Genomic DNA, 22,472 nt, shown 5'->3' on the forward strand with positions numbered 1-22,472 from the left:
AATGGCAATTGAAATGAATAAAGAGGTCGGCCAAGGTACAGTCGAACAACGGATGGTATATGAATCCGGCAACGAGATGGCCGCCTATGCAGCCCATCAGATCAACTATCATGTCATGGGGTATTTCCCGATCTCGCCTTCCACGGAAGTCGCGCAATTTCTCGATCTGATGAAAGCGAACGGGCAGCACGACATCAAGCTGATCCCGGCCGACGGCGAGCACGGCTCCGCTGGTATTTGTTACGGCGCTTCGACCGCAGGCGGACGCGTATTCAACGCGACCAGCGCCAACGGATACTTGTACATGCTGGAGCAAATGCCGGTTCAATCCGGAACGCGCTTCCCGATGGTCATGAACCTGGTGTGCCGTTCCGTATCCGGTCCGCTCAACATTCACGGCGACCATTCCGACTTGTACTACGCGCTCAATACGGGCTGGCCGATTCTGATGTGCCGCGACCCGCAAGCCGTATACGATATGAACATTATAGCGATCAAGCTGGCCGAAGACCCGGAAGTGCGTCTGCCGGTCATCGTCGCTTCCGACGGCTACTTCACTTCGCACCAGAAGCGCCGCGTACAAACGTTCGCGCATAAGCAAGACGTGCACCAATTCGTCGGCGAGCAGCCGAAGCAGTTCCCGCATGTGCTCGACCGGAATAACCCGATTACCGTAGGTCCTTACATGAACGAGCCGGATTACATCAACAACTGCTACCAGCAGTCGGTTGCGATGTACAAAGCGGGCGAAGTGTTCGACCGCATCCAACAAGAATACAAGGTGCTTACCGGGCGCGACTACCCGATTCTCGACCTGTATCGGATGGAAGACGCCGAAGTGGCCGTATTCCTGATGAACTCCGCTTCGGAAATTATCAAGGACGTAGTGGACCAGCTTCGCGAGAAGGGCATCAAGGCCGGATCGATCGCGCCGAACATGATTCGTCCATTCCCAGCCAAACAAATCGCTGAGGTGCTGAAGAACGTTAAAGCAGTAACGATCGGTGACCGTGCGGACTCTTACGGTGCGCATGGCGGCAATATGACGCTTGAGATCAAGGCGGCATTGTTTACAGAAGGCAACCATTCGACGCAAGTCGTCAGCCGCGTATACGGTCTGGGCGGCAAAGACTTCTACGCGGAAGACGGTCATCATTTCTTCGAGCTGGCTATCGAAGCGGCGAACAAAGGAACCGTTGAAATTCCATTCGACTATTACGGCCACACGCCGGGCGACCCGAACAGAGTGCCTCAGCGCGTAATCGAGCCGATGAAATATGAAGATTTGAAAACCGGCCTGATCTCGGTAAACAAGGACGAAGCGACCGGGCAGCTGAAAGTGAAAGTACCTCCGATCCGTCAGCTGACGAAGAAACCGAAGCGGCTTGCTCCGGGCCACGGCGCCTGTCCGGGCTGCGGTATTTTCTCCGGTCTCGAGCTGTTCTTCAAAGGGATCGAAGGCGATATCGTAGCGCTGTTCCATACGGGCTGCGCGATGGTCGTAACGACCGGCTATCCGTACTCCTCGCACAAGGCAACGTACATCCACAACTTGTTCCAAAGCGGCGCGGCTACGCTGTCCGGCGTCGTGGAAATGTTCTGGGAGCGCAAACGCCGCGGCGAACTCGATTCGCTCAACCTGCCGGACGATTTCACGTTCGTGATGATTACCGGCGACGGGGGAATGGACATCGGGATGGGGCCGGCGATTGGCGCCGCGCTTCGTAACCACAAGATGATCATTCTTGAGTATGATAATGAAGGCTATATGAATACGGGCGCACAGTTGTCCTACTCGACGCCGCTCGGCCACCGGACGTCCACGTCCAACGTCGGCAAGCATCAGGGCGGGAAGCTGTTCCACCATAAAGATACGCCGCAAATTATGGCGGCAACCAATATTCCGTACGTCTTTACGGGTTCGGAAGCAGCGCCTCAAGATATGCTGAAGAAAGCGGCCAAAGCGCAATATTATGCGCAGAACGAAGGTCTCGTTTACGGTAAAATCTTGATCACCTGTCCGCTCAACTGGCTGTCCGAAGAGCAAATCGGACAAACGTTGATCGATGAAGCGGTGAACTCCTGCTTCTTCCCGCTCTACGAGATCGAGAACGGCGTTACGACGATCACATTCAATCCGGAAGAGAAGAACAAACGGATTCCTGTCGGTGATTGGCTCAAAAACATGGGTAAAACAAAGCATTTGACGAAGCCGGAATACGCCGAAGCGCTTCAATCGTTTGAGACGGAAGTCGAGCGCCGTTGGAGCCGTCTTAAGGCGAAGCACGAAAATCCTTACTTGTAATTAGCGGTAAGGTCGTTCATTCAGGCGCAAACTCTTGATGAGAGCTTGCGCCTTTTCTTTTCATTTAATAAGAATGAGGTACACCGTTATGCCCTATGTGCTCAGACATGCGCAAACCGGCGAGATTGCCGCTTGCGTGCAGCGCAACAACTATGACCTGAATTACTATGGCGTCAAGCAATGGGATCAGGAGCTCGCGGCAGAGCAGGAAAAGCCGCATTTTTTGGAAGCGATCGGACACAATGATCACGGGGAGTGGGCGCCGGTTCATGCGGACGAAAACCGTGTGAAGCTATTCAACGTGAAGCTGAAAAACGACCCGTCCCGCAAGCTGCTGATGGATGCCGAAGGGAATTTAACCGTCCAGACGCGTACCTGACTCAGGTGCGCAACGCAAGGAAAGGAGTGTGAAGTGAATGCAATCGAATCCTTTTACGGTGTTTGAACAGGCCGGATCGGAGCAGGCGCTGGAGCAATTCCGGCAATCGATCGTCAGCGAAGGCTTCAGCGGGTTCCGCAAGTTTCTGGACGGGTTCCGCGACCGGCTCAAACGGTTTGACGAAACAGAGGCGGAGACAACAGCCGCGCTGCTGGACTGCGCGCGCAAGCTGTTCCCGGCGCCGGTGCAATTTAGCCCGTCATGGGCGAACGTCTGGAAGGAGTTCGAACAGATTATCGGCTATAAGAGGATGGTGCTCGATTCCGTGCCTGCGGAGGAGCGAGTGGGCGAGTGGCAAATCTTGCTCGACAACCCGTTTACCAATTCGGATATCGTCTGCTACCCGTCTTTGTCTTTCATTGAGGGGGCGTATATGTACGCCTACTTCCGAACGGACCTGAAGCAGAACGAATTCATTCGACTGCAAAAGATTCAAAACGTCATTATGGCGTTCGGCAGCGACGGCGCGGCCATAACGGAGAAGAGCAAAGACTGATTCGTCTTTGCTCTTCTTTTCTTCTATCTTGTCTCAGCAAGCGCCTTGAATCGTCAGAAGCTTGTCCTTGACTTGTGCCGTCACACGGGCCGCGTCGTCCAGGCTGCTCACGATGTCGGTGTTGTCCATATCGATGATCAGTACTTGCGAAGCGTGGTAATGGTTCATTACCCAATCGTCATAGCCGCCCCACAAAATGCGGTAGTAGTCGATCAGCGCCGGGTCCTGTTCGAAGGACCGGCCCCTCAGCCCGATTCGGCGCATGACCGTATCGAACGATCCTTTCAAGTAGATCATCAGATCCGGAGCTTTCTTAGGCAGCTCCTCCAGTTCCTCTAGCATGTTATTCGCCAAATTTTCATAGATCGCGAATTCCAGGTCGCTGATGCGGCCGAGCTCCCGGTTGACTTTGGCGAAATACCAGTCTTCATAAATGCTGCGATCCAGTACATTGTGTCTATGTAACAAGGCCTGCTTGATCGCTTTAAACCGTGTATCCAAAAAATACAGTTGAAGCAAATACGGATATCTTTTTTGCTCGATTTCTTCCGGCGTTGCTGTGTAAAATAACGGCAATATCGGATTTTCGTCCACGCTTTCATAGAAAACGTCCGATCCGAGCGATTTTCCGAGCAAATCGGCTACCGATGTTTTGCCTAATCCGATCATACCCCCGACAACGATCACTGCCATGCTTCCCCTTTCTCCTTTAGCGAAAACGACCGCATATATCATTATGATTGAATGAATAGTTGAACTGAACCATTATAGCAGGAACCGGTCTGCTTCGCACAGCAATATTATTCCAATCCGGGCCGTCCGCTGTGCGGCATCGTCGCACGGGCGAATAGCCGTCAGCCGAAGTGGAAATCATGTAATAACAAGCAAAGATGCCACCGAACCGGAGAGCAGCGAATGACAGCGAACATTTTGGTTATCGAAGACGAAGACGCGATCGCACGCATATTGCAGCTGGAGCTGGAGCATGAAGGATATACGGTCGGAAGAGCGGCGGATGGCAAGGAAGGCGTCTGTAGAGCGTTGGGAGAAGCATGGGATCTGGTGCTGCTCGATGTCATGCTGCCCGGGTTAGACGGGCTCGAGGTGCTGCGGCGCATCCGGCAGGAATGTGCGACAATGCCCGTCATTATGCTTACGGCGAGAGGCACGACGCCTGATATTGTCGGCGGGTTTGATCTGGGCGCGAACGATTACGTGACCAAGCCGTTCGTCATTGAGGAGCTGCTGGCGCGAATCCGCAATTTAATTGGGCTGACCCGTAAGCCCAAGGCGGAGGGCGAGGCTGTCAAGGCGGCCGATCTGACGGTTGACCCGAAAGCGAGAAAGGTCACCCGCGGAGGGGCGCCCATCGAGCTGACGCCCAAAGAATTCGAGCTGCTGCACTATTTGATCCAGCACAAAAATCACGTGCTCTCGCGGGAACAGATCATTTCCGACGTATGGGGCTACAATTTCGTCGGCGATACGAACATCGTCGATGTCTATATCCGGTATTTGCGCCAGAAGATCGACAAGGGCTGCAAGAAGAAGCTGATCCGCACCGCCCGCGGCGTTGGCTACGAGTTGTCGGAGTCCGAATCATGAATCTGCGGACCCGTCTGGTTCTTTTGACGAGCAGCTGGATTTTGATGATTTTATTATTTTTCAACCTGTTTATTTATAATTATATATTCAAAAAAACGACGGAAGCGGAAAACCGGATGCTGTGGAATAAAGCGCAAATCATATTGCGCAATCCGCAGGTTCATCAGCCGGAAAATTGGGGAAACCCGCGGCTGCTTCGCGAGTTCATCGGCGACGATACGATGATCCGCATTATATCGCCGGAGAATAAGGTCATGGCGGAAATCTCAACAAATAAACGGTTGACGGAATACCCTCCGGTATATCGGTCGGACTATTACTCCGATGTGGATAACAGCATTGAAGCGCGCATGCTGTTCATTCAGGTGCCGATCATCGAAAACGGGACGCAAATCGGGCAGCTCGAGCTTGGCAAAGCGCTGAATGTGATCGGCAGCCTGATGGAAATATTAGGGCAAGGACTTATGGTCACAAGCCTCAGCGTTATCGTATTTTCGGTACTCGGCAGCGTGTTCTATACGCGGGTCATTATCCGGCCGCTGCGCCAGATGCTCGAAACGATGCAGATGATCCGCAGCAAGGGAGACTTCCTGATGCTGGGTCCAAAATATACGTCCCGGGGCGATGAAATCGGCCGGCTCGGGCATACGTTCAACGAGATGATCACGCATTTGCAGGAGCATGACCGGAAGCAGAGACAGTTCGTCGCCGATGCATCCCACGAGCTGCGCACGCCGCTGACCGTCATCGAAAGCTATACCTCCATGCTCCAGCGCTGGGGAGGCAACGACCCTGCGATCCGGAGGGAAGCGCTCGATGCGATTCATTCGGAGACAAGAAGGCTCAAGAGCCTGATCGAGTCGCTGTTGAAGCTGGCGGAGTTCGAGCGAGAGGAACAAGCGATGATGGAGGAGATGGCGCTCGTGCCGCTTGTTCGCGAGACAACGGAGCAGATGGAGCAGGCGTTCAACCGGGACATCCGTTTGACGGTGTCGGGCGTGAGCGAACGGCAGCGGCTGCTGGCCGATGCCAAAAAAATAAAGCAGTTGCTTATCATTATTCTCGATAACGCGATCAAATATAGCGTGAAGCCGATTGATGTAACGCTCGCGGACGTCTCCGGCTTTGCTGAGCTGAAAATCGCCGATCAGGGCGTCGGCGTCGCCGAGGAGGATCTTCCGCATGTGTTCGAGCGGTTTTACCGGGTCGATCAAACGCGTAATCGAGAAACCGGGGGAACAGGGCTGGGGCTTGCCATCGCCCGGCAAATCGTCGATTTGCATCACGGGACGATCCGCTTCGACAGCAAGGCAGGCCAAGGGTCGACGGTAACGATATTGCTGCCGTGGAAGACGCAATCGGAGCACTGAAAGCGATATCCAAGCAAGCGCTGAGCAAATTCTCATCGAATTCTAATAATTGCACGCGAATCCAAGCGGCGCGTACGTTCGGCTGGGGTTCAGGATAATCATTCCATCGAATGCTGTGCTATAGTGGGGGCATGCCACATACCACACTGCACATTAGGAGGATGCATCGATGAAAAACCTGAATCGTAAGCGCTGGGGGAAAATCATGGTCGCACTCAGCCTAAGCACAGCGCTGGCCATGACCGGTACGGCGGCCGTACCTGCACAAACGGCACATGCCGCGCAAGCAACGGCTTCGTCTTCCAAAGCAAGCCGCATCGTCGCCACCGGGAAAAGCTATATGCATACCCCATACAAATTTGCGGCGGATCGCAGCTCGACCAAATATTTCGACTGCTCTTCGTTCATTTACCATGTATATAAGCAAAATGGCATCACGCTGCCCACATCGTCCAAGAAGCAATCCAAGGTCGGGCGCTACGTGCCGAAAAGCCAGCTCAAGCCGGGCGATCTTGTATTCTTTTACGCTCCGATCCATCATGTCGCCATCTATATTGGCAATGGTAAAATATTGCATACGTACGGTAAGCCCGGGGTCACGATCTCGGACATGAATAACGCTTGGTGGACCGCGCATTACAACACGGCTCGCCGCGTGCTGTAAAAAGAACTGTTGACAATAGGACAAGCTTCCGGCGATTCGCCGGAATAACAAAGACAGGCACTCCCCGCTGTAAAGAAGCGGAGACGTGCCTGTCTTGTTTGCGCATGGCCATGGTGCCGTCCTGGCTTTAATGGCCGCAGGTTGCGCTTGGACTGCGGGGAGGGAATCGCTCAAGCCGGAGGCAGTGCCGTTGCAGCCTCGGACTGCGGCTCTTTCTTGGAGACGCGCAGAAACATCCAGACACCTAGCAGCAGAACGGCCCCGGCGGCCGCTTGCAGCCAAGTAACCGACTCGCCGAGCAGCAAATAAGCTAGCAGCGCCGCTCCCAGCGGTTCGCCGAGCACGCTCATCGATACAGATTCCGGCTTCATATATTTCAGCAGCCAGTTGAACAAATAATGGCCGAATAGCGTCGGCACGATGGCGAGCAGCAGGAAGATGCCCCACTCCTTGGCCTCGTAACCGATCATCGCATAGCCGAACCCGACGTTATAGACGGCAAGAACGGCGGCGGCAAAGGCGAATACGAAGAAGCTGTAAACAAACGCCGGTATTCGCTGCACCAGGTTTTTGCCGATCAGCATATGAAACGCGACGGCGAGCGCCCCGAGCAGCGACAGCAGGTCGCCGAGCAGCGCCTGTCCGCCCCAGCCCCAATCGCCCCAGCCGATCATAATGGCGCCGGCGATGGCAGTCAACATGCTGGCAACGGCGAGCGGGTGCGTCCGTTGTCGGAAGACGAGGCAGGCGCCGATGAGCACGAAGATCGGCTCCAGCGTCAGCAGCGCGGTGGAGCTGGCAACCGTAGTGAAGCGGAGCGAGCCCATCCACAGCAAAAAATGAAGTCCTAGCGCAAAGCCCGACCAGAACAGCAGGAGCCAGTCTTTGCGGCTCAAGCGGCGCATCGACGGACGGTGATTCATCAGCAGGAAAGGAAGCATCAATATTGTGGTCAGCACAAGGCGGTACATCGCGATCACGGATACCGGCGCATTTGACCAACGGACAAAAATAGACGAAAAAGAAATCGCTACGATGCCGATCATGAGCGGCAGCCATAACGGAACCGGGGGACGAGGGTTGTGATTCATCAGAGGGTCTCCTTATGCTATGCTGTACGGTGGCTGATGGTATGTGTGATTCGGCGGGTTCGCCGCTGCGCGGCGCCGCGTTCTTCACAAGCTTTCATTATAGCAATGCGGGCGGGGATGTGTAAATATGCAGCTGGGCTGGCAGCCGCAGATCAGCGGAAACTACAGGCTGCCGGAAAAGGCTCGGGCGAACGGCATGCCGTTTGGATGGGATCACCTTAGGATTGTGCAAGTTTATATTGGTATTTTCCATTTCCTTGATGATGCACGGGTCCTATAATGAGGGTACAATCCGATGTATAACCAAGGGAGGAATTTCCGAATGTCCGAATCGTTCCTGCTTAACGACGAACAAATGCGTAAGTTTATTAGCGAAGGCTTCCTTATTCTGAACACGGACTTTCCCGAATCGTTCCACGCTTCGCTCTTCCAGCAGCTGAACGAAGTATATGGCGAAGAGGGGAATCCGGGCAATAACATTTTGCCGCGCATCCCCGATCTGCAAAGGGTGTTCGACCATCCTGTCATTCAAGGCGCGCTTACAAGCGTGCTTGGCGAGAATTACATGATGCATCCGCACCGGCACGGCCATTTCAACAAAAAAGCGACCGCCGGCGGATGGCATAAAGACAGCTACTGGGGGCATCAGCGGGTACGCAATCACCGTCCGTGGTGGGCGATGATCTTTTATTTCCCGCAGGATGTGACCATTGACATGGGGCCGACCGGCGTCGTGCCGGGTACGGGCTGCTACCAGACGAGAACGTTCGAGTCGGACGATACCGAGCTGGAAGTCACCTCTCACGGCAAAGCGGGCACCTTCGCGCTCGTTCAGTACGATATTTGGCATCGGGCGACGGCGAACATCTCGGGCAAAGACCGTTATATGCTGAAGTTTCAATTCGTCCGCACGGAGATGCCGACCCGGCCAAGCTGGAACAACTCTTCGGACGAATGGATTACGCCGGCTTCCTTCGCGAAGCCGATTGTCCAGCACGAGCTCATTTGGCGCGATACGTGGAATTGGCTGACCGGGCAGCAGCAGGATGCGAACGTTTCCATCGGCGGCCGCAGCGCCTCGGCTGCCGATGAATGGATCGCGCAGCTGCAAAGCGACGACCGCTCGCTTCGCGCCAAAGCGGCCGACGAGCTCGGGCTCATCGGCGAAGCCGCCGCGGACCGGGCAGTTCCCGCGCTGGCCGCGGCGCTGGACGATGCGTTCGAGCCGGTCGCGCTGAACGCGGCGTACGCGCTGGGGCGCATGGGAGAGCAGGGACTGCGCGCGCTGCTCGATACGATCGAGCGCGGCAGCGGCATCGCCGCCCGTTCCGCCGCCTACGGCGCTTACATCGCAGGACCGGCGGCGATCGGCGGCTTGACGGCGATCATGCGCTCCGGCCCCGCGGATGCAGCCGCCTACGCGGCCTTCGCTCTCGGTGAGCTCGGCGGCGCCGCGGCGACGGCGGTGCCTGTGCTGGTCGAGCGGCTGCGCAGCGCCGATGCGGATGCGAAAGCGCGGCGCACCGTCGTCGAGACGCTCGGCATGATCGGCGCGGGCGCGTCCGATGAAGTCATTGTCGCTGCGTTGGAGCAATCGCTGCAGGATGACGACGATCAGGTGCGCTTCATGGCGGGCTTGTCGTTGTCCCGCATCGGCGCGCCGGCGGATCAAGCCGTGCCGGCGATTGTGAAGGCGCTGGATGACGATAACCGGTACGTTCGCGCCAATGCGGCGGAAGCGCTGTATTATATCGGTACGGAGCAAGCGAAGCAGGCACTGCTGAAGTTTCTCCGGACGTCCCGCTGGTGCAGTACAACGACGCCGAAGACGATGTTTTAACTTGAAGGGTTGCGCGGTATAAGTAGGGCAGCCGCTATGGGAGTGCAAGAAAGGTAAGCAAAGCATCTGTGCACGGGAACGTGCCGGATGCTTTTTTGTAATTTCAGAGGATATGCGGGGCAAGTTTAATCGGAAGTGTCATGACCGTACAACTGCCGAAATTCCCCCGGTGTCATTCGTTTCATTTCTTTGAATACGCGCCAGAACGTGCGGAGGGATTCGAAACCCGCTTCCGAGGAGACGTCCGTAATCGCCATATCCGTCAGAAGAAGCAGGCTGGATGCTCTGCGAATACGCAGTGTATGCAAATATTCGAGGAAGCCGCAGCCCGTCAATTTTTTGAACAATCGGCTGATGTAGGCCGGACTCACCCCGAACTTCGCTGATAACTCCTCAAGCGTCAGCTTTTCCAGGTAGTTTTTATGCACATGTTGAATAATATCCCAGTCCCAACGCTTGTCATCCCGGAAAGATTCCTGCACCGCTCCGGGAGACGCCTCCAGTTGAGAACGGAAGAAAAGCAGCAAGCCTTCGATCAGTTTGGCACGGATCCCGCTGAATTTACCGATGCGTGCTTCCTGATATTCCGTAAACATCTCCTTGCATAATAAAAACATCCGCTCGGCACGGTCTCCCCGCAAGGTGCAGTAGTAAGGATAGCGCTCGCCGCTTTGCAGCAGCAGCTGGCCCAGCTCGGCATCCGTTTGCGATTCGAACAACAGGCGAGTATCGAACATGCAGCAGTATATTTGGAGCGGCTCGGAATCACAACGGAATTTATGCATCTGATTCGGCGGCAGCAGCGTGACTGTTCCGGATTCGAGTGGATGAGTGACGCCGTTGATCGTTTCTGTCCCTGTTCCCCCTACAACCACGGAAAATTCGGCGAAATCATGATGATGCAGATGATAGCTCGTATCGATCGTGTTGCGCCGGATGTAGAACGGCAGCTGACCTTTCTTGACATTTGAGATCTCGAGCGTGTCCTGGTACTCCGGGTAAATCGTCATCGGATCTGCTCCTCCTGCATCGTCCACGAATAACCACATTTTAACGCCTCGGTAGCGGCGTGTCTATTTGAAAAAAAATTTGCAAAATCTGGCGCAGCCCCGAAAAAAATGTCCTGCAAGGGCCAATGTGAATCGGCTACATTAAGAATGAAAGTAATGAAACCGCTCGTACAGGAAAACAAAGACAGAGGCCGACGGAAACAGTTCCTGCAAAAATATTCTTAAAGGTGTCATGATCGGCGCAAGCAAGACTGGCGATGCTTGCGCGAAACGCAGGTGGAACATGCCGGACTATAACGAGGTGAACACATTGCATAACGAAACATTGCGACTTAAAATCATGTCCTACAACATCAGACACGGACGCGGGATGGATGATCGGGTCGATCTGCAAAGAATTGCCGAAGTCATTCGGCAGACGAACGCCGACATTGTGGGATTGCAGGAAGTCGATGAGCACTGGGGCCCGAGAAGCGGCTACGAAAATCAGACGATGCGGCTGGCAGAACGTTTGGGGATGGAATATGTCTTTGGTGGCAGCATCCATTTGGATCCGATTCCGGAGTCCGGGGGAAAACGGCGCAAGCACGGAGTTGCGGTGCTCAGCAAATATCCGATTCTGAGCAGCAGACAGCGGCTGTTTTCGACTTATGTCGGCAACCATCGCGAGCTGCTGGAAACGGAAATTGACATTTCCGGTTACCGTCTTCACTTTTATTCCACACACTGGGGTTTGGATGCGGATGAAAGGCGGATCCAGTCGAACGAGACGATCCGGTGGGTGAAGGATGACGGTCCGGCGGTCGTCGTCGGCGATTTTAACAGTACGTTGGATTCCCCTGAGATGGAACTACTGATCCGACATTTTCATGATGCCTTTAACGGGGATGAAACAAAGGGAACATTTCCGGCGAACGATCCTGCCAAGCGAATCGATTTTATTGTGGGCAATGGAGGAGTACGGTTCGATCAGGCGGAAGTCATCCCCTCTGCGGCTTCCGATCATTTACCAATTGTGTGCGTACTGGAAATTCAAAGGCAAGACGATAAAGGAAAGGAATGGATATAACCATGGAAAACTTAGCAATCAATGGCGGAACTCCGGTTCGAACGCAGCCATTCCCGATTTGGCCCGTATTTGATGCATTAGAGGAGAATATGTTACTAGAAGTCATCCGTTCCGGCAAGTGGGGGGGAGCGGGTACGGCGCTGACCTCCGAGTATCCATCGAAGTTGCTGCAAATGGAGGAATCGATAGCCAAGCTGCAGGATGCGGCGTATGGTGTCAGTGTTGTTAATGGGACGGTGGCCATTACTGTTGCTCTGCAAGCGGCGGGACTTCGGCCAGGGGACGAAGTCATCATTCCCCCGTATACATTCATCGCAACGGCCACGGCCGCACTAGCTTACGGCGTTATTCCGGTCTTTGCAGATATCGAGGAGGATACCTTTTTAATCGATCCCGACAAGGTTGAGCTCGCCATCACATCGCGTACCAAAGCGATCATGCCGGTACATATAGGCGGGGCTCCCGCGAATATGGAACGAATCATGACGATTGCACGTGCTCACAATCTGAAGGTCATAGAAGATTCCGCTCAGGCTATCGGCGCCAAGTGGGACGGCCAAGGGGTCGGCGCGATCGGTGATATCGGCACGTTCAGCTTTCAGTCAAGTAAAAATTTAAATGCCGGAGAAGGCGGTTTGCTGGTAACTAATGACAAGGAGTTAAGGGACTTGGCGTGGTCGATCTGTAATGTCGGCCGTGTTCCAGGAGGGGCTTGGTATCAGCATACAAACCTTGGTCAAAATTATCGGATGACTGAGCTGCAAGCTGCACTCTTGCTAGCCCAGTTGACCCGTCTTGAAGATCAGATGCAGAGGCGTGAAGCAAACGCCCGACTGCTTGACGAGCTGCTGCAGGATATAGATGGGGTTCGAGTAACAGCGCGTCACCCGAAAATGACCCGGCATGCCCATCATTTATATATATTCCGCATTGCACCTGACCGGGCGGGCAGGCGCGACAAAGCTGAAATCATCCGAATGTTGAACGCAGAAGGTATCCCCGTTACGGCGGGGTATGTTTCGCTGAATCGTAACCATGCGATCATTAAAGCGGTCCGTGATTGGAGAGGATCGGAGATGATTAACGAATGTCCGATTAGTGAACGACTGAGCGAACAGGAAGCGCTCTGGCTAGGCCAGAATGTGCTTTTGTCCGACGAGCAGGCAATGTATGACATTGCAGCTGCGGTACGTAAAGTTTTACATGCTGGCCAATGACGATTTAAGGAGTGGGCTACTATGAAGGTGGCCATCGCCGGTTGTGGGACGATGGGCAGTATTTATGCGGAGCGATTAGCCGAAATGAACGATGTGCACCTGGTTTCGATGTTCGACCGCAAATGGGAAACGGCCCGGAATGTGGGGGACAGGTACGGTGCGACCCCATACGATTCTTACGATCGGATGCTGGAAGCAGAAGACATCGACGTAGTCTGTGTGACCATGCCCACGTTTCTTCACAAGGAATATGTGCTGAAAGCAGCAGCGAGGAAGAAGCACATTATTTGCGAAAAGCCGCTGGCGCTTGATCCTGCAGATGCGCTTGAGATGCTGACCGTGTGTCGAGCAGCAGGGTCCCGTCTGTTTGTCGGTCATGTGGTACGATTTTTTCCTGAATATCAGAACTTCCGTCAGGCTGTTCTTGGAGGACAGCTCGGTTCGGTCGGAATGATCCGTACTATGCGCGCCGGGCATCATCCCGGGGAAGCTAAATCTTGGTACGCAGACGGTTCCAAAAGCGGGGGGATATTTTTAGATCTGATGATCCACGATATTGATTTTCTCCGATGGACGCTGGGGGAGATTGATTCTGTTTACGCACTGAGAGGGAAGACGGAATCAGCGGATTATGCGCTTGCTGTGCTCTCTTTTTGTAACGGTGCAATCGCCAATGTGGAGGCGGTATGGGGATATCCAGGTCAATTTACGACGTATGTAGAAGGAATAGGGGCGTTGGGCGTGCTTACAATCGACAACCGTCAGCAACAGCTTATTGAACCCAAGACCTCTATTCTTTTAGAGGGAGCCGAAAAGGAAGTCGTTGTACCCCATGATCCTGGAACACGTGATGCCTATTATGAACAGTTACGCCATTTTCTATCTTGCATTCAATCGGGAGAGGAGTCGATTATTACTGCGGCCGATGCCTGTAAGGCTGTTGAGATTGCCCGAGCAACCGTACAGTCGGCGTTAACGGGAGAGCGAGTGATATTGAATAATTGTTAAAGTCACTAGATATGGAGGATGTAAACATGATGTTCTTGGGTACCTCGAAAATAGATATTACGCCAGTTGCTCCAGTACCGTTGTGTGGCTTTGCATCTAGAAGCGATAAAGGGCCGTTCGAAAGCGTTTCCCTCCCGTTGTACGCAAGGGTGTTTTACTTCAGGTCAGACAATAGCGCCGGAGAGAGCCACTCCGCCATTCTCGTGTCTGCCGACTTGATCTGGTGGGGTAGCGATCGAGTCCCGCTGCTTCGGCGGAAGATCCGGGACCGCCTGAAGATAGAGCATGTTATCCTTCACGGTTCACACACACATTCCGGCCCCCAAACAAGCGCACTTTTTTCTGATCTTCTAGGGAAAGTGGACCCAGCTTATGTCGCTTATTTGGAATCCCGCCTGCTGGAAGGGATCGAAGCGGCAGTAGGGAACGCTGAGTTAGTCACCATGGCAAGGGGGCGAGGGGGATGTGATATTGCAATAAACCGGCGTGGCTGGAACAATGGAGAAAGCGTTATTGGACCGAATCCGGAAGGGCCGGTCGACCATGAACTGCAGGTGATACGTTTTATGGCCGTGGGCGGACGCGTGAAAGCATTACTGGTTCATTACGCATGCCACCCCGTAATCACGAGGGAAAATCGCGTGTCATCCGAATTTATTGGCGTCGCCATGGAGCAGTTGGAGGAGGCATTCGGTGACGGGACAGTGGCCGCTTACATACAAGGGACCTGCGGCGATATCAATCCCGCTGAGGGCGGTGATATTTGCTGCGGCGGGGACATCGAGGTATGCCGTATGGGTCAGAGGCTGGCTCATGCAGTTGAACGGGTGCTTCTAGGTCGGTTGGAGCCGTTGGAATCGGCGGCAATACAATCGAAGACAGCTGAGATCGCGCTGCCTTTGCAGAGGCTGCCCCGGCATGAGGAGCTTGAAGCCCTGCAGAACGATGCAGGGGTAATGGGGGATTGGAGCCGATTCTTGCTCCGTTCGCCCGAGTATTTGACAGACCGGTTGACGCTGGAAATCACGAAGCTGACATTGGCGGATGGCTTGGTTTTGGTCGCAATGAACGGGGAGATCGTAGTTGAGTATGGGTTATTCCTGAAGCGAATATCGAACGGAACCATTCTTCCGATGGGATACAGTAACGGTATGATTGGTTATTTGCCGACGGCGGAGCAATTGGCTATAGGCGGGTACGAGCCATTGAAATCAACCTACTATTTCCGTATGCCCGCTCCTTTCGAACCGAGTGTAGAGGAGCTGGTAAAGTCAACGCTATTACAGATGTTCGGAACGAATGAGCTGATCCATGATCAGCAGGTGCCATGAGTTGGCAATCCGCTTTTCCCTTCATCAATGACAGGTTTCTGATCTGCTTTTTTCTGGCAGAGCGGGAGCCTTTTTATTGTTGGCGCATGTTCTACATTGACAAAACTCACATGAATGGGTATGATTCCTAATCACATTTTGTGCACATGGGTATCTTAAAATAGAAAAAAGGAGAGTGAACGAATGTCCGCTCAACAACATTATTTAGTCAATATCGTTCCCTACAGTTCTGACTGGTCTATGGAATTTGACAAAGAGAAAGAGCGATTGCTTGGAATACTGGCCCCGCACATCGCTGCTATTGAACATACCGGCAGTACTTCAATACCGAATCAAGACGCGAAGCCCATTATCGATATCTCCGCTGCCGTACATACGTTGCTTGACAAACAAATCTATGAAAACCTGCTTAGCCATTCAGGTTATCGTTATATTGGAGCCTTCAAGACCGGGAGACATTTCTTTGCAAAAGAACACGCAGGAACACGTACGCATCATTTGCATATTTTTCCGCTTGAAGGATTTTACGAAAGAAATGAACTGCTATTTCGCGATTACCTTCGGGCCCATCCTGACTTCGTAATACAGTACGGGAAACTAAAACGAACGTTGGCTGAACAATATCCTTCAGATCCTGAAGGTTACACGCGGGGAAAAACGGACTTTATCCAACGTGTCGTTGACTTGGCGCGAACCGAGCGAGGACTACCTCTTCTAAACGTATGGGTTGATTAGTTCGTCCGCATGGCAGGTTTGTTCTGTTTGCGGCGCGCGGCAAGCGGGCTGGAGCGGGGCCGGGGCAGCGAATCGGGTCGACCATCCATGTTCGGCAGATACAAGAGTATGGTATGATGGGGATGCGAGATTGCCGCAGACTGCATGCCGGTAGAGAGCCCGGAATCTCGAATGAGCATGGACTTTTTACCTATTTTATGATATGAAAGAGAGTGACCGGGTTCTAGTGCAATCATTGCAGCAAATTAGGGGGTGCAGGCCATGTCCCGGCGTTTTGTAATCGAAGCGGTGATGGTGGCCATCTACGGCGAATTGATGGCTCCGGCGCATCCTGTCGATTATTTGATCCCATATACGACGATTATGGAATTATATGAGATGATGGAAAGCCCCGAACCGGTGATGCCGGAAGCGGAAGACGACGCGCATGTGAAGCAGAAGATCAAGGAAATGATCGCCTTCTTCGACGAGTCGTTCAACAAGAAGAAGCTGGAAAAGGCGATTCAGGTGCCTTGGCGGATGAGCCCGCCGCTGCCGATCAACGAGAACGTGACGTTCTATGTCGTCAATGCGGTGGAAAATGCGCAGTACGGCGAGCTGGTGGATCCGATCGAGACGGAGATGATCCTCACCTCGTTGAAGGAGCAGGCGCCCATCTTGACCGATCAGCTCGAGCTGATGGAGAAAATCATTCAAGCGGAAGTGCCGGTGCAAGTGTACGATGTGTACGATTTTGACTTTGCCGTAGAGCAGGGCATCTCGGCCGATGACTGGATTTCGCCGTAACGGAATATCCATAGCAAGCGGTGCAGCCTCTGCACGGCCCGCTGTCATGCAGCGCAGCCGGGGAGAGGCTTCATTGTGTCATTTCAACGAAAGCGGGAGGAACAGATACATGCATATTACAATCATCACGGGCGTTTCGCGCGGCATCGGCGAGGCGCTGGCCAAGCAGCTGCTGGGACCGGATCGCAAAGTGATCGGGATCGGCCGTTCGGATCATCCTGAGCTAGCGGATCTTGCCGGACAAGCCGGAGGGGCATACATGTTTTACCCTTGCGATCTGAAGCAGGCGGATGCGGCGGAGGCTGTCATGGGACAAATATTCGGAGCGATTGCGCCGGATCAGGCGGCATCGGTTACATTGCTGAACAATGCGGGGGTGCTGGAGCCCATCGGTCCGATTCAAGAGGCAAGCGTCAGCCAGTTGACCGACCATGTGCAGGTCAACCTGCTGGCTCCGATGGTGCTCATTGCGGCGTTCATTCGCCATACGAAAGGATGGAGCGTGCCGCGCACTGTCGTCAATATATCGTCTGGAGCGGCGAAGAAGCCATATGCCGGCTGGAGCGCTTATTGCGCCACAAAGGCGGGGCTGGATATGCTGACGCGCAGCATTGCCGCAGAGCAAGGCGAAGGGGAGCAGGCGGTGAAGCTGATTTCCATCGCGCCGGGCGTCGTGGATACTGGGATGCAGGAGATGATACGCAGCACGCCGAAGGAGAAGTTTCCCGACGTGGACCGGTTCATCGACTTGAAACAAACCGCATCGCTGTACACGCCGGATGAAGCGGCGGACCGGATCGTTCGCTTTCTGGCCGGCGGACGGTTTCGTCAGGGCGACGTGCTCGATACGAGAGAGTTCGAGCTGGAATAATTCGGGGGCAGCGGCGGGGAAGCGCATGAAGCGGCCGTCCGCCGCTGCTCCATGCCGTCGGTGTGTTACCGACAATGATCAAGGGGTGGCCTATGTTTGATCCGACGATATTCGATAATTTGAAGGTCGTTCTGGAAGGATGTCTATACGACCAGGATGCCGACGGGGAAGCGGCCGTCACGCGGCGCGAGGATTTGCTTGACCTGGCGGGGATGGGGCGAACGTTCCGGATGGAGATGCGGCTGCCGGATAGCCCGGTCAGCGCGGTCATCCAGCTCTCCGCAGCGCTTCCGGATTTTGCGGCCGAGCTGCGGGGGATCCGGCTGGCCGGAATGAAGCCGGGCGCAGCGCTTGAAATTGCGTACCGGATGCCGGAAAGCCCGGCGGATGCGAGAACCGATGCGGCGAGCGAGCTTCTGGCGAAGCTGTGGGGCGACGAAGATGCTGAGCTGCTGCAGGAACGGACGCAGCGCAGCAGCGGCGGCTCCGAAACGAGCCGGACGTTCCGGTTCATCGTTCGCTTCCGGCAAAAAATGGACGAAAGCCATTTGGAGGAGCTGGGGCCGCTTGCGGAGCATCTCATTGCCAGCTTGAAAGCCGTGGAAGAAGTATGGCATTCGCCTAAGTGATATCGCATGGATACGGGGGATAGACGTGGACGTTTTCATAACGAAGCTTAACGAAGACAACGTGAGTCAAATCCGGCCGATCGATGACAGCTTTCTCGTCGATTCGATCCTCATATTCACGCTGGCCGACCGGCAATACACCTATACGCTGGAGCCGATCGCGAGCTGCGAGAAACGCTATTCGGACGATCCATACGGCGATGCGGCAGACGGGAATTACGGCGACGATATGGAACATCCCGATCGGGCGATCTATTTGGCCTTTGCGGACCGGCGGTTCGCCGGTCTCATCCAGTTGAAGCGGAATTGGAACAACTATGCGCTCGTCGAGGATATCAAGGTCGACCGGGCGTACAGAAGGCATGGCATTGGGCGACGTCTGATCGAACAGGCCAAGCTATGGGCGGCCGCCGGTCACATGCCGGGCCTCATGCTGGAAACGCAAAACAATAACGTGAAAGCATGCCGATTTTATGAAAGCTGCGGCTTTGTTATCGGCGGGGTTGATTTCCATGTGTACAAAGGCATCGATCCGGACAGCGGGGAAGCGGCTGTATATTGGTACTATTTTCTGAATGAATGAGCCGGATGCCGATATGTATGTATTCCGAATCTTGGGAAGCTGGCGCGGCTTCCGCTGGGCGGCGTGCAGCTTAGCCGACGGCCGGACTGGCGGCCCGTTTCCACGCATCGAATTTGCGCTTGGCCGCGCCGCTATCGATCGCGTTGCGGGCGCGATAAATCCCTTCCTCGATCGAGTCCACTTTCTCCCCGATCCACAGCCGGATGGCGCTGTTGAACAGCACGGCGTTCAAGCAAGGCAGTCCCGCTTCCCCGCGGAGCACGTCAATCGCCGCTTCGGCCTGATTCGCTGCAGTCCATTCCGTCTCGGGAGCCTCTACCTGCATTTCATACAGCTCGGGATTCAGCAGCATCAATTCGGTCCGCCCGGCATCGATTACGTAGGCGCGCGACCGCTTATCGATCGGCAAATCCTCGGAGCCTTCGACGCCCTGGATGATGAGCGTGCGCCGTACGCCTAAATTCATGACGAGGCGGGCCATTTTTTCGAACACGGTTCCATGAAAGACGCCCACGGCCATGTACGCGCAATCGGAGAATCGCAGCAGCTTCTCCGCCGTATTGAAGACTGTGCGTAAATCCAGCTCTTCCCGAAGCCGGCGCAGGGCGCCGAGCGGCGGACACCATTCTTCCGTAGGAACGAACAACACACCGCCGGCCTTGGCTGCTTCCACCCACCGGTTCGTCTGGACGCCGGCGGGAATGCCGAGCTGCCGGATCACATCTTCGAGCGTAACGCCACGCTTGGGAGGAAGCGCGGGGGAGGAATGAAGCGTAACCGGCAGCCCGCAGGAGGCGACCACGAAGGCCGACGGAAACGTGGCCATGAAGCTGCGCGTGCGGCCATCGTAAGGACCGGCGAAATCCATGCTGTCTTTCACAGGATGAATGTGCGAACGGCTGCGGAGGACGTCGATAAAGGCACGCAGCTCTTCTGACGATTCCATCTTGATGCGCTCCGCAAGCAGGAAAGCGCCGATCTGCGCATCCGTCGCCTCTCGATTGACAATCCATTCCGCCGCCTGCCGAGCCTCTTCGTATGACAAATCACGGGCTCCGCGTTTGCCTCGGCCTACTTCCTTCAACAAGTCCTTCATCGGTTGCGACCTCCTCTATGCTTCTGATCCTTCAGCAACGAATACACTTTGACGATGGATGTGGCTACATCGACCATTCGCTTGCGTTCGTTCATCGCCTGCTTGCGCAGAAATTCATACGCTTCCGCCTCGGATATGCGTTTGACCTCGCATAAGATCCGTTTGGCTTGATCGACCCATTTGCGCTCCTCCAATTTGGACAAAAGCTGTTCCCGCTCCTGCCTCCATTCCCGCCGCTCCATAAAGCGCTGGAAGCTTAGCATCAACGCGCAGTGAATTTCCGCGGGCGACATCCCCGGCGACAGCATGCCGTCGATCTCGGCCTCCAGCTTGCAGGAGTGCTGCGGGAACGTCAGCTTATCGCACCAGAAAAGAATGGGGATGGGCCGCAACGATGCGATTTTGGCGCACCAATCGCCGAGCTGTTCCAACGGTACGGAAAGCAGGGCGGCGTCAGCATATCCGATGAGCGTTTGCACCTGGATGGAAGGGCCGGCTGCTCGGTATACGCGCATGCCCATTTCCCGTAGCTTGGCTTCAACCGGCGATTCTTCCGGGTAATGATCAGCCGGATGCTCAGCCTCGAGGTAGAACGAGGAGGTCCGGGAACGGTTGGACGCAAATTCGTCAATCAGCAGAAACGACTGTAACATGCGATTCCCCCCAGCCACGAACATTTTAATGTTATATATATTAACATTAAAATCGTGATACTGTCGATAAGATTAAGGATTTTTGTGAAATTTCAGAAAAACATGTTATATATATTGACATATTAGTGTGGGGTTCATATAATAAGTGACAGATCGCATGATCCGGTTCTTCAAGGGTGAAGAGCCGCGGTCCATGCTTCGTTCCGAAATATTACGATGGGTCCAATCCGGTTCACAGTGACGTGAGCCATGACTGCAACTTTTTCTGACACAGTGTTGTGTCAGCCTGGCAATGAAGCCTATTTTCGACATTTTGTTTGTCGGCAATAGGCTTTTTGTGCGTGTGTTTACGCCTTTGGCGGAGCCGAATAACGAAAGAAAACAAGGAGTGGAGAGCCGCTATGGAGCAAACCTCGTTCTGGAAATCGGGGCACAAAGGAACATTGTTTTCATCATTTTTGTATTTTGACGTCAGCTTTATGATTTGGGTCATCATGGGACCGCTGGCTGTGCTCATTGCAGCCGATTTTCAGCTTGATGCGGCGCAAAAAGCGAATCTCGTCGCTTTACCGGCGCTCGGCGGATCGATTTTACGTCTGGTTTTAGGATATTTGACAGATCGGATCGGTCCGAAAAAAACGGGTCTGCTCGGCATGGTGCTCACATTCCTGCCGCTCGTCATTGGCTGGCAGTTCGCCGATTCGCTCGGCAGCTTGTATGCCGTGGCGCTGCTGCTCGGCATTGCCGGCGCAAGCTTCGCCGCAGCGCTGCCGCTGGCCAGCCGCTGGTATCCGCCGGAGCACCAGGGGCTAGCGATGGGGATTGCCGGCGCCGGCAACAGCGGAACGATCTTCGCGACGCTGTTCGCCAACCGGATCGCCGAGCATTACGGCACGTGGCACGTCGTATTCGGCTTGGCGCTGATTCCGCTCTGTGCCGCTTTCCTCGTATTTATTTTGTTTGCCAAAGACAGCCCGAATCAGCCCGCGCCCAAAAAGCTTGCCGATTACGGCAGCGTGCTGAAGCAAAAGGATACTTGGCTGTTTTGCTTGTTTTATATGGTCACGTTCGGCGGCTTTTCCGGCCTGGCCAATTACTTGACGATATTCTTCAATACGCAGTACGGCTTGAAGCCGGTGACGGCGTCCGATTTTGCAACCATCTGTATTATCGCCGGCAGCTTGTTCCGCCCGTTCGGAGGCTGGTTGTCCGACAAGCTCGGCGGCATTCGAATGCTGATCGGCCTCTACGGCCTGGTCGCGGTCATGATGGTTATTATTTCCACGCTGCCCGCGCTTGGCTGGACGACTTGCTATTTGTTCATTGCCATGATGTGTCTGGGAATGGGCAACGGCGCGGTGTTCCAGCTCGTACCGCAGCGGTTCAGCGAGGAAGTGGGGATTATTACCGGTATCGTCGGCGCAGCGGGCGGGCTCGGCGGGTATTTTTTGCCGAAGCTGCTGGGAAGTCTGAAGCTGTCCAGCGGGTCGTTCACGCCGGGCTTCCTCATCTTCAGCGGCGTTGCGATCGCCTGCGCCCTGATCATCGCGGCAGCGCAGCAAAGCTGGAAACGGAGCTGGATCGGCCAAGGCGGCAAAGTATCTTCCGCAGCGGGCAACCATGCGGTGTAACGGCTGCATGACCGGCGTCGCCAGGCGTCGCGGGAAGTGTGAG

The 22,472-nt window shown here is 54.6% G+C and carries 22 protein-coding genes; 17 read left to right on the forward strand and 5 right to left on the reverse strand.

All coding sequences use genetic code 11. The features are described from left to right. The first annotated feature begins 1 nt into the window (after position 1). The 3 genes from KXG62_RS11570 (at position 2) to KXG62_RS11580 (ending at position 3,240) form a co-directional block, all read left to right on the forward strand. A complete protein-coding gene (locus tag KXG62_RS11570) occupies positions 2-2,305 on the forward strand; it encodes a thiamine pyrophosphate-dependent enzyme (protein ID WP_218092118.1) in 2,304 nt (767 codons plus the stop codon). A gap of 88 nt (positions 2,306-2,393) precedes the next feature. Further along, positions 2,394-2,684, forward strand: a complete 291-nt coding sequence (locus KXG62_RS11575; RefSeq protein ID WP_218092119.1) for a hypothetical protein — start codon at positions 2,394-2,396, stop codon at positions 2,682-2,684. A gap of 37 nt (positions 2,685-2,721) precedes the next feature. Continuing rightward, positions 2,722-3,240, forward strand: coding sequence for a hypothetical protein (locus tag KXG62_RS11580; protein ID WP_218092120.1), 519 nt, complete (start codon positions 2,722-2,724; stop codon positions 3,238-3,240). A 33-nt stretch (positions 3,241-3,273) separates the two neighbouring features. On the opposite strand, the gene KXG62_RS11585 is transcribed toward KXG62_RS11580, so the two are convergent. After that, positions 3,274-3,933 (reverse strand): deoxynucleoside kinase, encoded by a 660-nt coding sequence (locus KXG62_RS11585; RefSeq protein WP_218092121.1) that lies wholly within the window; start codon positions 3,931-3,933, stop codon positions 3,274-3,276. A 222-nt stretch (positions 3,934-4,155) separates the two neighbouring features. Between KXG62_RS11585 and KXG62_RS11590 the strand changes: the two genes are divergently transcribed. The 3 genes from KXG62_RS11590 to KXG62_RS11600 all read left to right on the forward strand — a co-directional run bounded on the left by KXG62_RS11590 (position 4,156) and on the right by KXG62_RS11600 (position 6,879). Beyond that, positions 4,156-4,845: a response regulator transcription factor gene (locus KXG62_RS11590; RefSeq protein ID WP_218092122.1), complete on the forward strand. Its 690-nt coding sequence runs from the start codon at positions 4,156-4,158 to the stop codon at positions 4,843-4,845. Then, positions 4,842-6,215, forward strand: coding sequence for a sensor histidine kinase (locus tag KXG62_RS11595; protein ID WP_218092123.1), 1,374 nt, complete (start codon positions 4,842-4,844; stop codon positions 6,213-6,215). Before KXG62_RS11590 ends, KXG62_RS11595 begins: the two co-directional genes overlap by 4 nt. A gap of 169 nt (positions 6,216-6,384) precedes the next feature. Continuing rightward, positions 6,385-6,879, forward strand: coding sequence for a C40 family peptidase (locus KXG62_RS11600; RefSeq protein WP_218092124.1), 495 nt, complete (start codon positions 6,385-6,387; stop codon positions 6,877-6,879). A 170-nt stretch (positions 6,880-7,049) separates the two neighbouring features. On the opposite strand, the gene KXG62_RS11605 is transcribed toward KXG62_RS11600, so the two are convergent. After that, positions 7,050-7,970 carry a DMT family transporter gene (locus KXG62_RS11605; RefSeq protein WP_218092125.1) on the reverse strand — a complete coding sequence of 307 codons (921 nt, stop codon included), beginning with the start codon at positions 7,968-7,970 and terminating at the stop codon, positions 7,050-7,052. Between the two features lie 322 nt (positions 7,971-8,292). Between KXG62_RS11605 and KXG62_RS11610 the strand changes: the two genes are divergently transcribed. Then, positions 8,293-9,810 (forward strand): HEAT repeat domain-containing protein, encoded by a 1,518-nt coding sequence (locus KXG62_RS11610; protein WP_218092126.1) that lies wholly within the window; start codon positions 8,293-8,295, stop codon positions 9,808-9,810. A 125-nt stretch (positions 9,811-9,935) separates the two neighbouring features. Here the strand turns inward: KXG62_RS11610 and KXG62_RS11615 are convergent, their stop codons facing one another. Continuing rightward, positions 9,936-10,820 (reverse strand): AraC family transcriptional regulator, encoded by an 885-nt coding sequence (locus KXG62_RS11615; RefSeq protein ID WP_218092127.1) that lies wholly within the window; start codon positions 10,818-10,820, stop codon positions 9,936-9,938. Between the two features lie 283 nt (positions 10,821-11,103). On the opposite strand from KXG62_RS11615, the gene KXG62_RS11620 reads away from it, so the two are divergent. The 9 genes from KXG62_RS11620 (at position 11,104) to KXG62_RS11660 (ending at position 19,049) form a co-directional block, all read left to right on the forward strand. Further along, positions 11,104-11,889 carry an endonuclease/exonuclease/phosphatase family protein gene (locus KXG62_RS11620; RefSeq protein WP_218092128.1) on the forward strand — a complete coding sequence of 262 codons (786 nt, stop codon included), beginning with the start codon at positions 11,104-11,106 and terminating at the stop codon, positions 11,887-11,889. A gap of 2 nt (positions 11,890-11,891) precedes the next feature. Beyond that, positions 11,892-13,106, forward strand: a complete 1,215-nt coding sequence (locus KXG62_RS11625) for a DegT/DnrJ/EryC1/StrS family aminotransferase (protein ID WP_218092129.1) — start codon at positions 11,892-11,894, stop codon at positions 13,104-13,106. A gap of 21 nt (positions 13,107-13,127) precedes the next feature. Further along, entirely contained in the window at positions 13,128-14,114 is a 987-nt protein-coding gene (locus tag KXG62_RS11630) for a Gfo/Idh/MocA family protein (protein ID WP_218092130.1), read from the forward strand. Between the two features lie 26 nt (positions 14,115-14,140). Further along, positions 14,141-15,445, forward strand: coding sequence for a neutral/alkaline non-lysosomal ceramidase N-terminal domain-containing protein (locus KXG62_RS11635; protein ID WP_218092131.1), 1,305 nt, complete (start codon positions 14,141-14,143; stop codon positions 15,443-15,445). 183 nt (positions 15,446-15,628) lie between these two features. Next, positions 15,629-16,180: a GrpB family protein gene (locus KXG62_RS11640; protein ID WP_218092132.1), complete on the forward strand. Its 552-nt coding sequence runs from the start codon at positions 15,629-15,631 to the stop codon at positions 16,178-16,180. A 261-nt stretch (positions 16,181-16,441) separates the two neighbouring features. Further along, positions 16,442-16,966: an ADP-heptose synthase gene (locus KXG62_RS11645; RefSeq protein WP_218092133.1), complete on the forward strand. Its 525-nt coding sequence runs from the start codon at positions 16,442-16,444 to the stop codon at positions 16,964-16,966. 109 nt (positions 16,967-17,075) lie between these two features. Further along, positions 17,076-17,837 carry a (S)-benzoin forming benzil reductase gene (locus KXG62_RS11650; protein WP_218092134.1) on the forward strand — a complete coding sequence of 254 codons (762 nt, stop codon included), beginning with the start codon at positions 17,076-17,078 and terminating at the stop codon, positions 17,835-17,837. A gap of 92 nt (positions 17,838-17,929) precedes the next feature. Beyond that, positions 17,930-18,466 (forward strand): hypothetical protein, encoded by a 537-nt coding sequence (locus KXG62_RS11655; protein WP_218092135.1) that lies wholly within the window; start codon positions 17,930-17,932, stop codon positions 18,464-18,466. A gap of 25 nt (positions 18,467-18,491) precedes the next feature. Further along, a complete protein-coding gene (locus KXG62_RS11660) occupies positions 18,492-19,049 on the forward strand; it encodes a GNAT family N-acetyltransferase (protein WP_218092136.1) in 558 nt (185 codons plus the stop codon). A 70-nt stretch (positions 19,050-19,119) separates the two neighbouring features. Here the strand turns inward: KXG62_RS11660 and KXG62_RS11665 are convergent, their stop codons facing one another. Further along, complete coding sequence (locus KXG62_RS11665) at positions 19,120-20,145, reverse strand: anthranilate phosphoribosyltransferase (protein WP_218092137.1); 1,026 nt, start codon at positions 20,143-20,145, stop codon at positions 19,120-19,122. Beyond that, positions 20,142-20,798 (reverse strand): ANTAR domain-containing response regulator, encoded by a 657-nt coding sequence (locus KXG62_RS11670; protein ID WP_218092138.1) that lies wholly within the window; start codon positions 20,796-20,798, stop codon positions 20,142-20,144. The genes KXG62_RS11665 and KXG62_RS11670 overlap by 4 nt, the downstream gene beginning before the upstream one ends. A gap of 401 nt (positions 20,799-21,199) precedes the next feature. Here KXG62_RS11670 and KXG62_RS11675 point away from each other — a divergent pair, with 401 nt between their 5' ends. Further along, complete coding sequence (locus tag KXG62_RS11675; RefSeq protein WP_218092139.1) at positions 21,200-22,429, forward strand: nitrate/nitrite transporter; 1,230 nt, start codon at positions 21,200-21,202, stop codon at positions 22,427-22,429. Positions 22,430-22,472 lie beyond the last annotated feature (43 nt).

The organism is Paenibacillus solanacearum (assembly GCF_910593845.1).
Lineage (GTDB): Bacteria > Bacillota > Bacilli > Paenibacillales > NBRC-103111 > Paenibacillus_G > Paenibacillus_G solanacearum.

Excerpts from the sequence above, each read along its gene's own strand:
- KXG62_RS11570 (WP_218092118.1), top strand. The coding sequence starts at position 2 with ATGGCAATTGAAATGAATAAAGAGGTCGGCCAAGGTACAGTCGAACAA.
- KXG62_RS11575 (WP_218092119.1), top strand. The coding sequence starts at position 2,394 with ATGCCCTATGTGCTCAGACATGCGCAAACCGGCGAGATTGCCGCTTGC.
- KXG62_RS11580 (WP_218092120.1), top strand. The coding sequence starts at position 2,722 with ATGCAATCGAATCCTTTTACGGTGTTTGAACAGGCCGGATCGGAGCAG.
- KXG62_RS11585 (WP_218092121.1), bottom strand. The coding sequence starts at position 3,933 with ATGGCAGTGATCGTTGTCGGGGGTATGATCGGATTAGGCAAAACATCG.
- KXG62_RS11590 (WP_218092122.1), top strand. The coding sequence starts at position 4,156 with ATGACAGCGAACATTTTGGTTATCGAAGACGAAGACGCGATCGCACGC.
- KXG62_RS11595 (WP_218092123.1), top strand. The coding sequence starts at position 4,842 with ATGAATCTGCGGACCCGTCTGGTTCTTTTGACGAGCAGCTGGATTTTG.
- KXG62_RS11600 (WP_218092124.1), top strand. The coding sequence starts at position 6,385 with ATGAAAAACCTGAATCGTAAGCGCTGGGGGAAAATCATGGTCGCACTC.
- KXG62_RS11605 (WP_218092125.1), bottom strand. The coding sequence starts at position 7,970 with ATGAATCACAACCCTCGTCCCCCGGTTCCGTTATGGCTGCCGCTCATG.
- KXG62_RS11610 (WP_218092126.1), top strand. The coding sequence starts at position 8,293 with ATGTCCGAATCGTTCCTGCTTAACGACGAACAAATGCGTAAGTTTATT.
- KXG62_RS11615 (WP_218092127.1), bottom strand. The coding sequence starts at position 10,820 with ATGACGATTTACCCGGAGTACCAGGACACGCTCGAGATCTCAAATGTC.
- KXG62_RS11620 (WP_218092128.1), top strand. The coding sequence starts at position 11,104 with ATGCCGGACTATAACGAGGTGAACACATTGCATAACGAAACATTGCGA.
- KXG62_RS11625 (WP_218092129.1), top strand. The coding sequence starts at position 11,892 with ATGGAAAACTTAGCAATCAATGGCGGAACTCCGGTTCGAACGCAGCCA.
- KXG62_RS11630 (WP_218092130.1), top strand. The coding sequence starts at position 13,128 with ATGAAGGTGGCCATCGCCGGTTGTGGGACGATGGGCAGTATTTATGCG.
- KXG62_RS11635 (WP_218092131.1), top strand. The coding sequence starts at position 14,141 with ATGATGTTCTTGGGTACCTCGAAAATAGATATTACGCCAGTTGCTCCA.
- KXG62_RS11640 (WP_218092132.1), top strand. The coding sequence starts at position 15,629 with ATGTCCGCTCAACAACATTATTTAGTCAATATCGTTCCCTACAGTTCT.
- KXG62_RS11645 (WP_218092133.1), top strand. The coding sequence starts at position 16,442 with ATGTCCCGGCGTTTTGTAATCGAAGCGGTGATGGTGGCCATCTACGGC.
- KXG62_RS11650 (WP_218092134.1), top strand. The coding sequence starts at position 17,076 with ATGCATATTACAATCATCACGGGCGTTTCGCGCGGCATCGGCGAGGCG.
- KXG62_RS11655 (WP_218092135.1), top strand. The coding sequence starts at position 17,930 with ATGTTTGATCCGACGATATTCGATAATTTGAAGGTCGTTCTGGAAGGA.
- KXG62_RS11665 (WP_218092137.1), bottom strand. The coding sequence starts at position 20,145 with ATGAAGGACTTGTTGAAGGAAGTAGGCCGAGGCAAACGCGGAGCCCGT.
- KXG62_RS11670 (WP_218092138.1), bottom strand. The coding sequence starts at position 20,798 with ATGTTACAGTCGTTTCTGCTGATTGACGAATTTGCGTCCAACCGTTCC.
- KXG62_RS11675 (WP_218092139.1), top strand. The coding sequence starts at position 21,200 with ATGGAGCAAACCTCGTTCTGGAAATCGGGGCACAAAGGAACATTGTTT.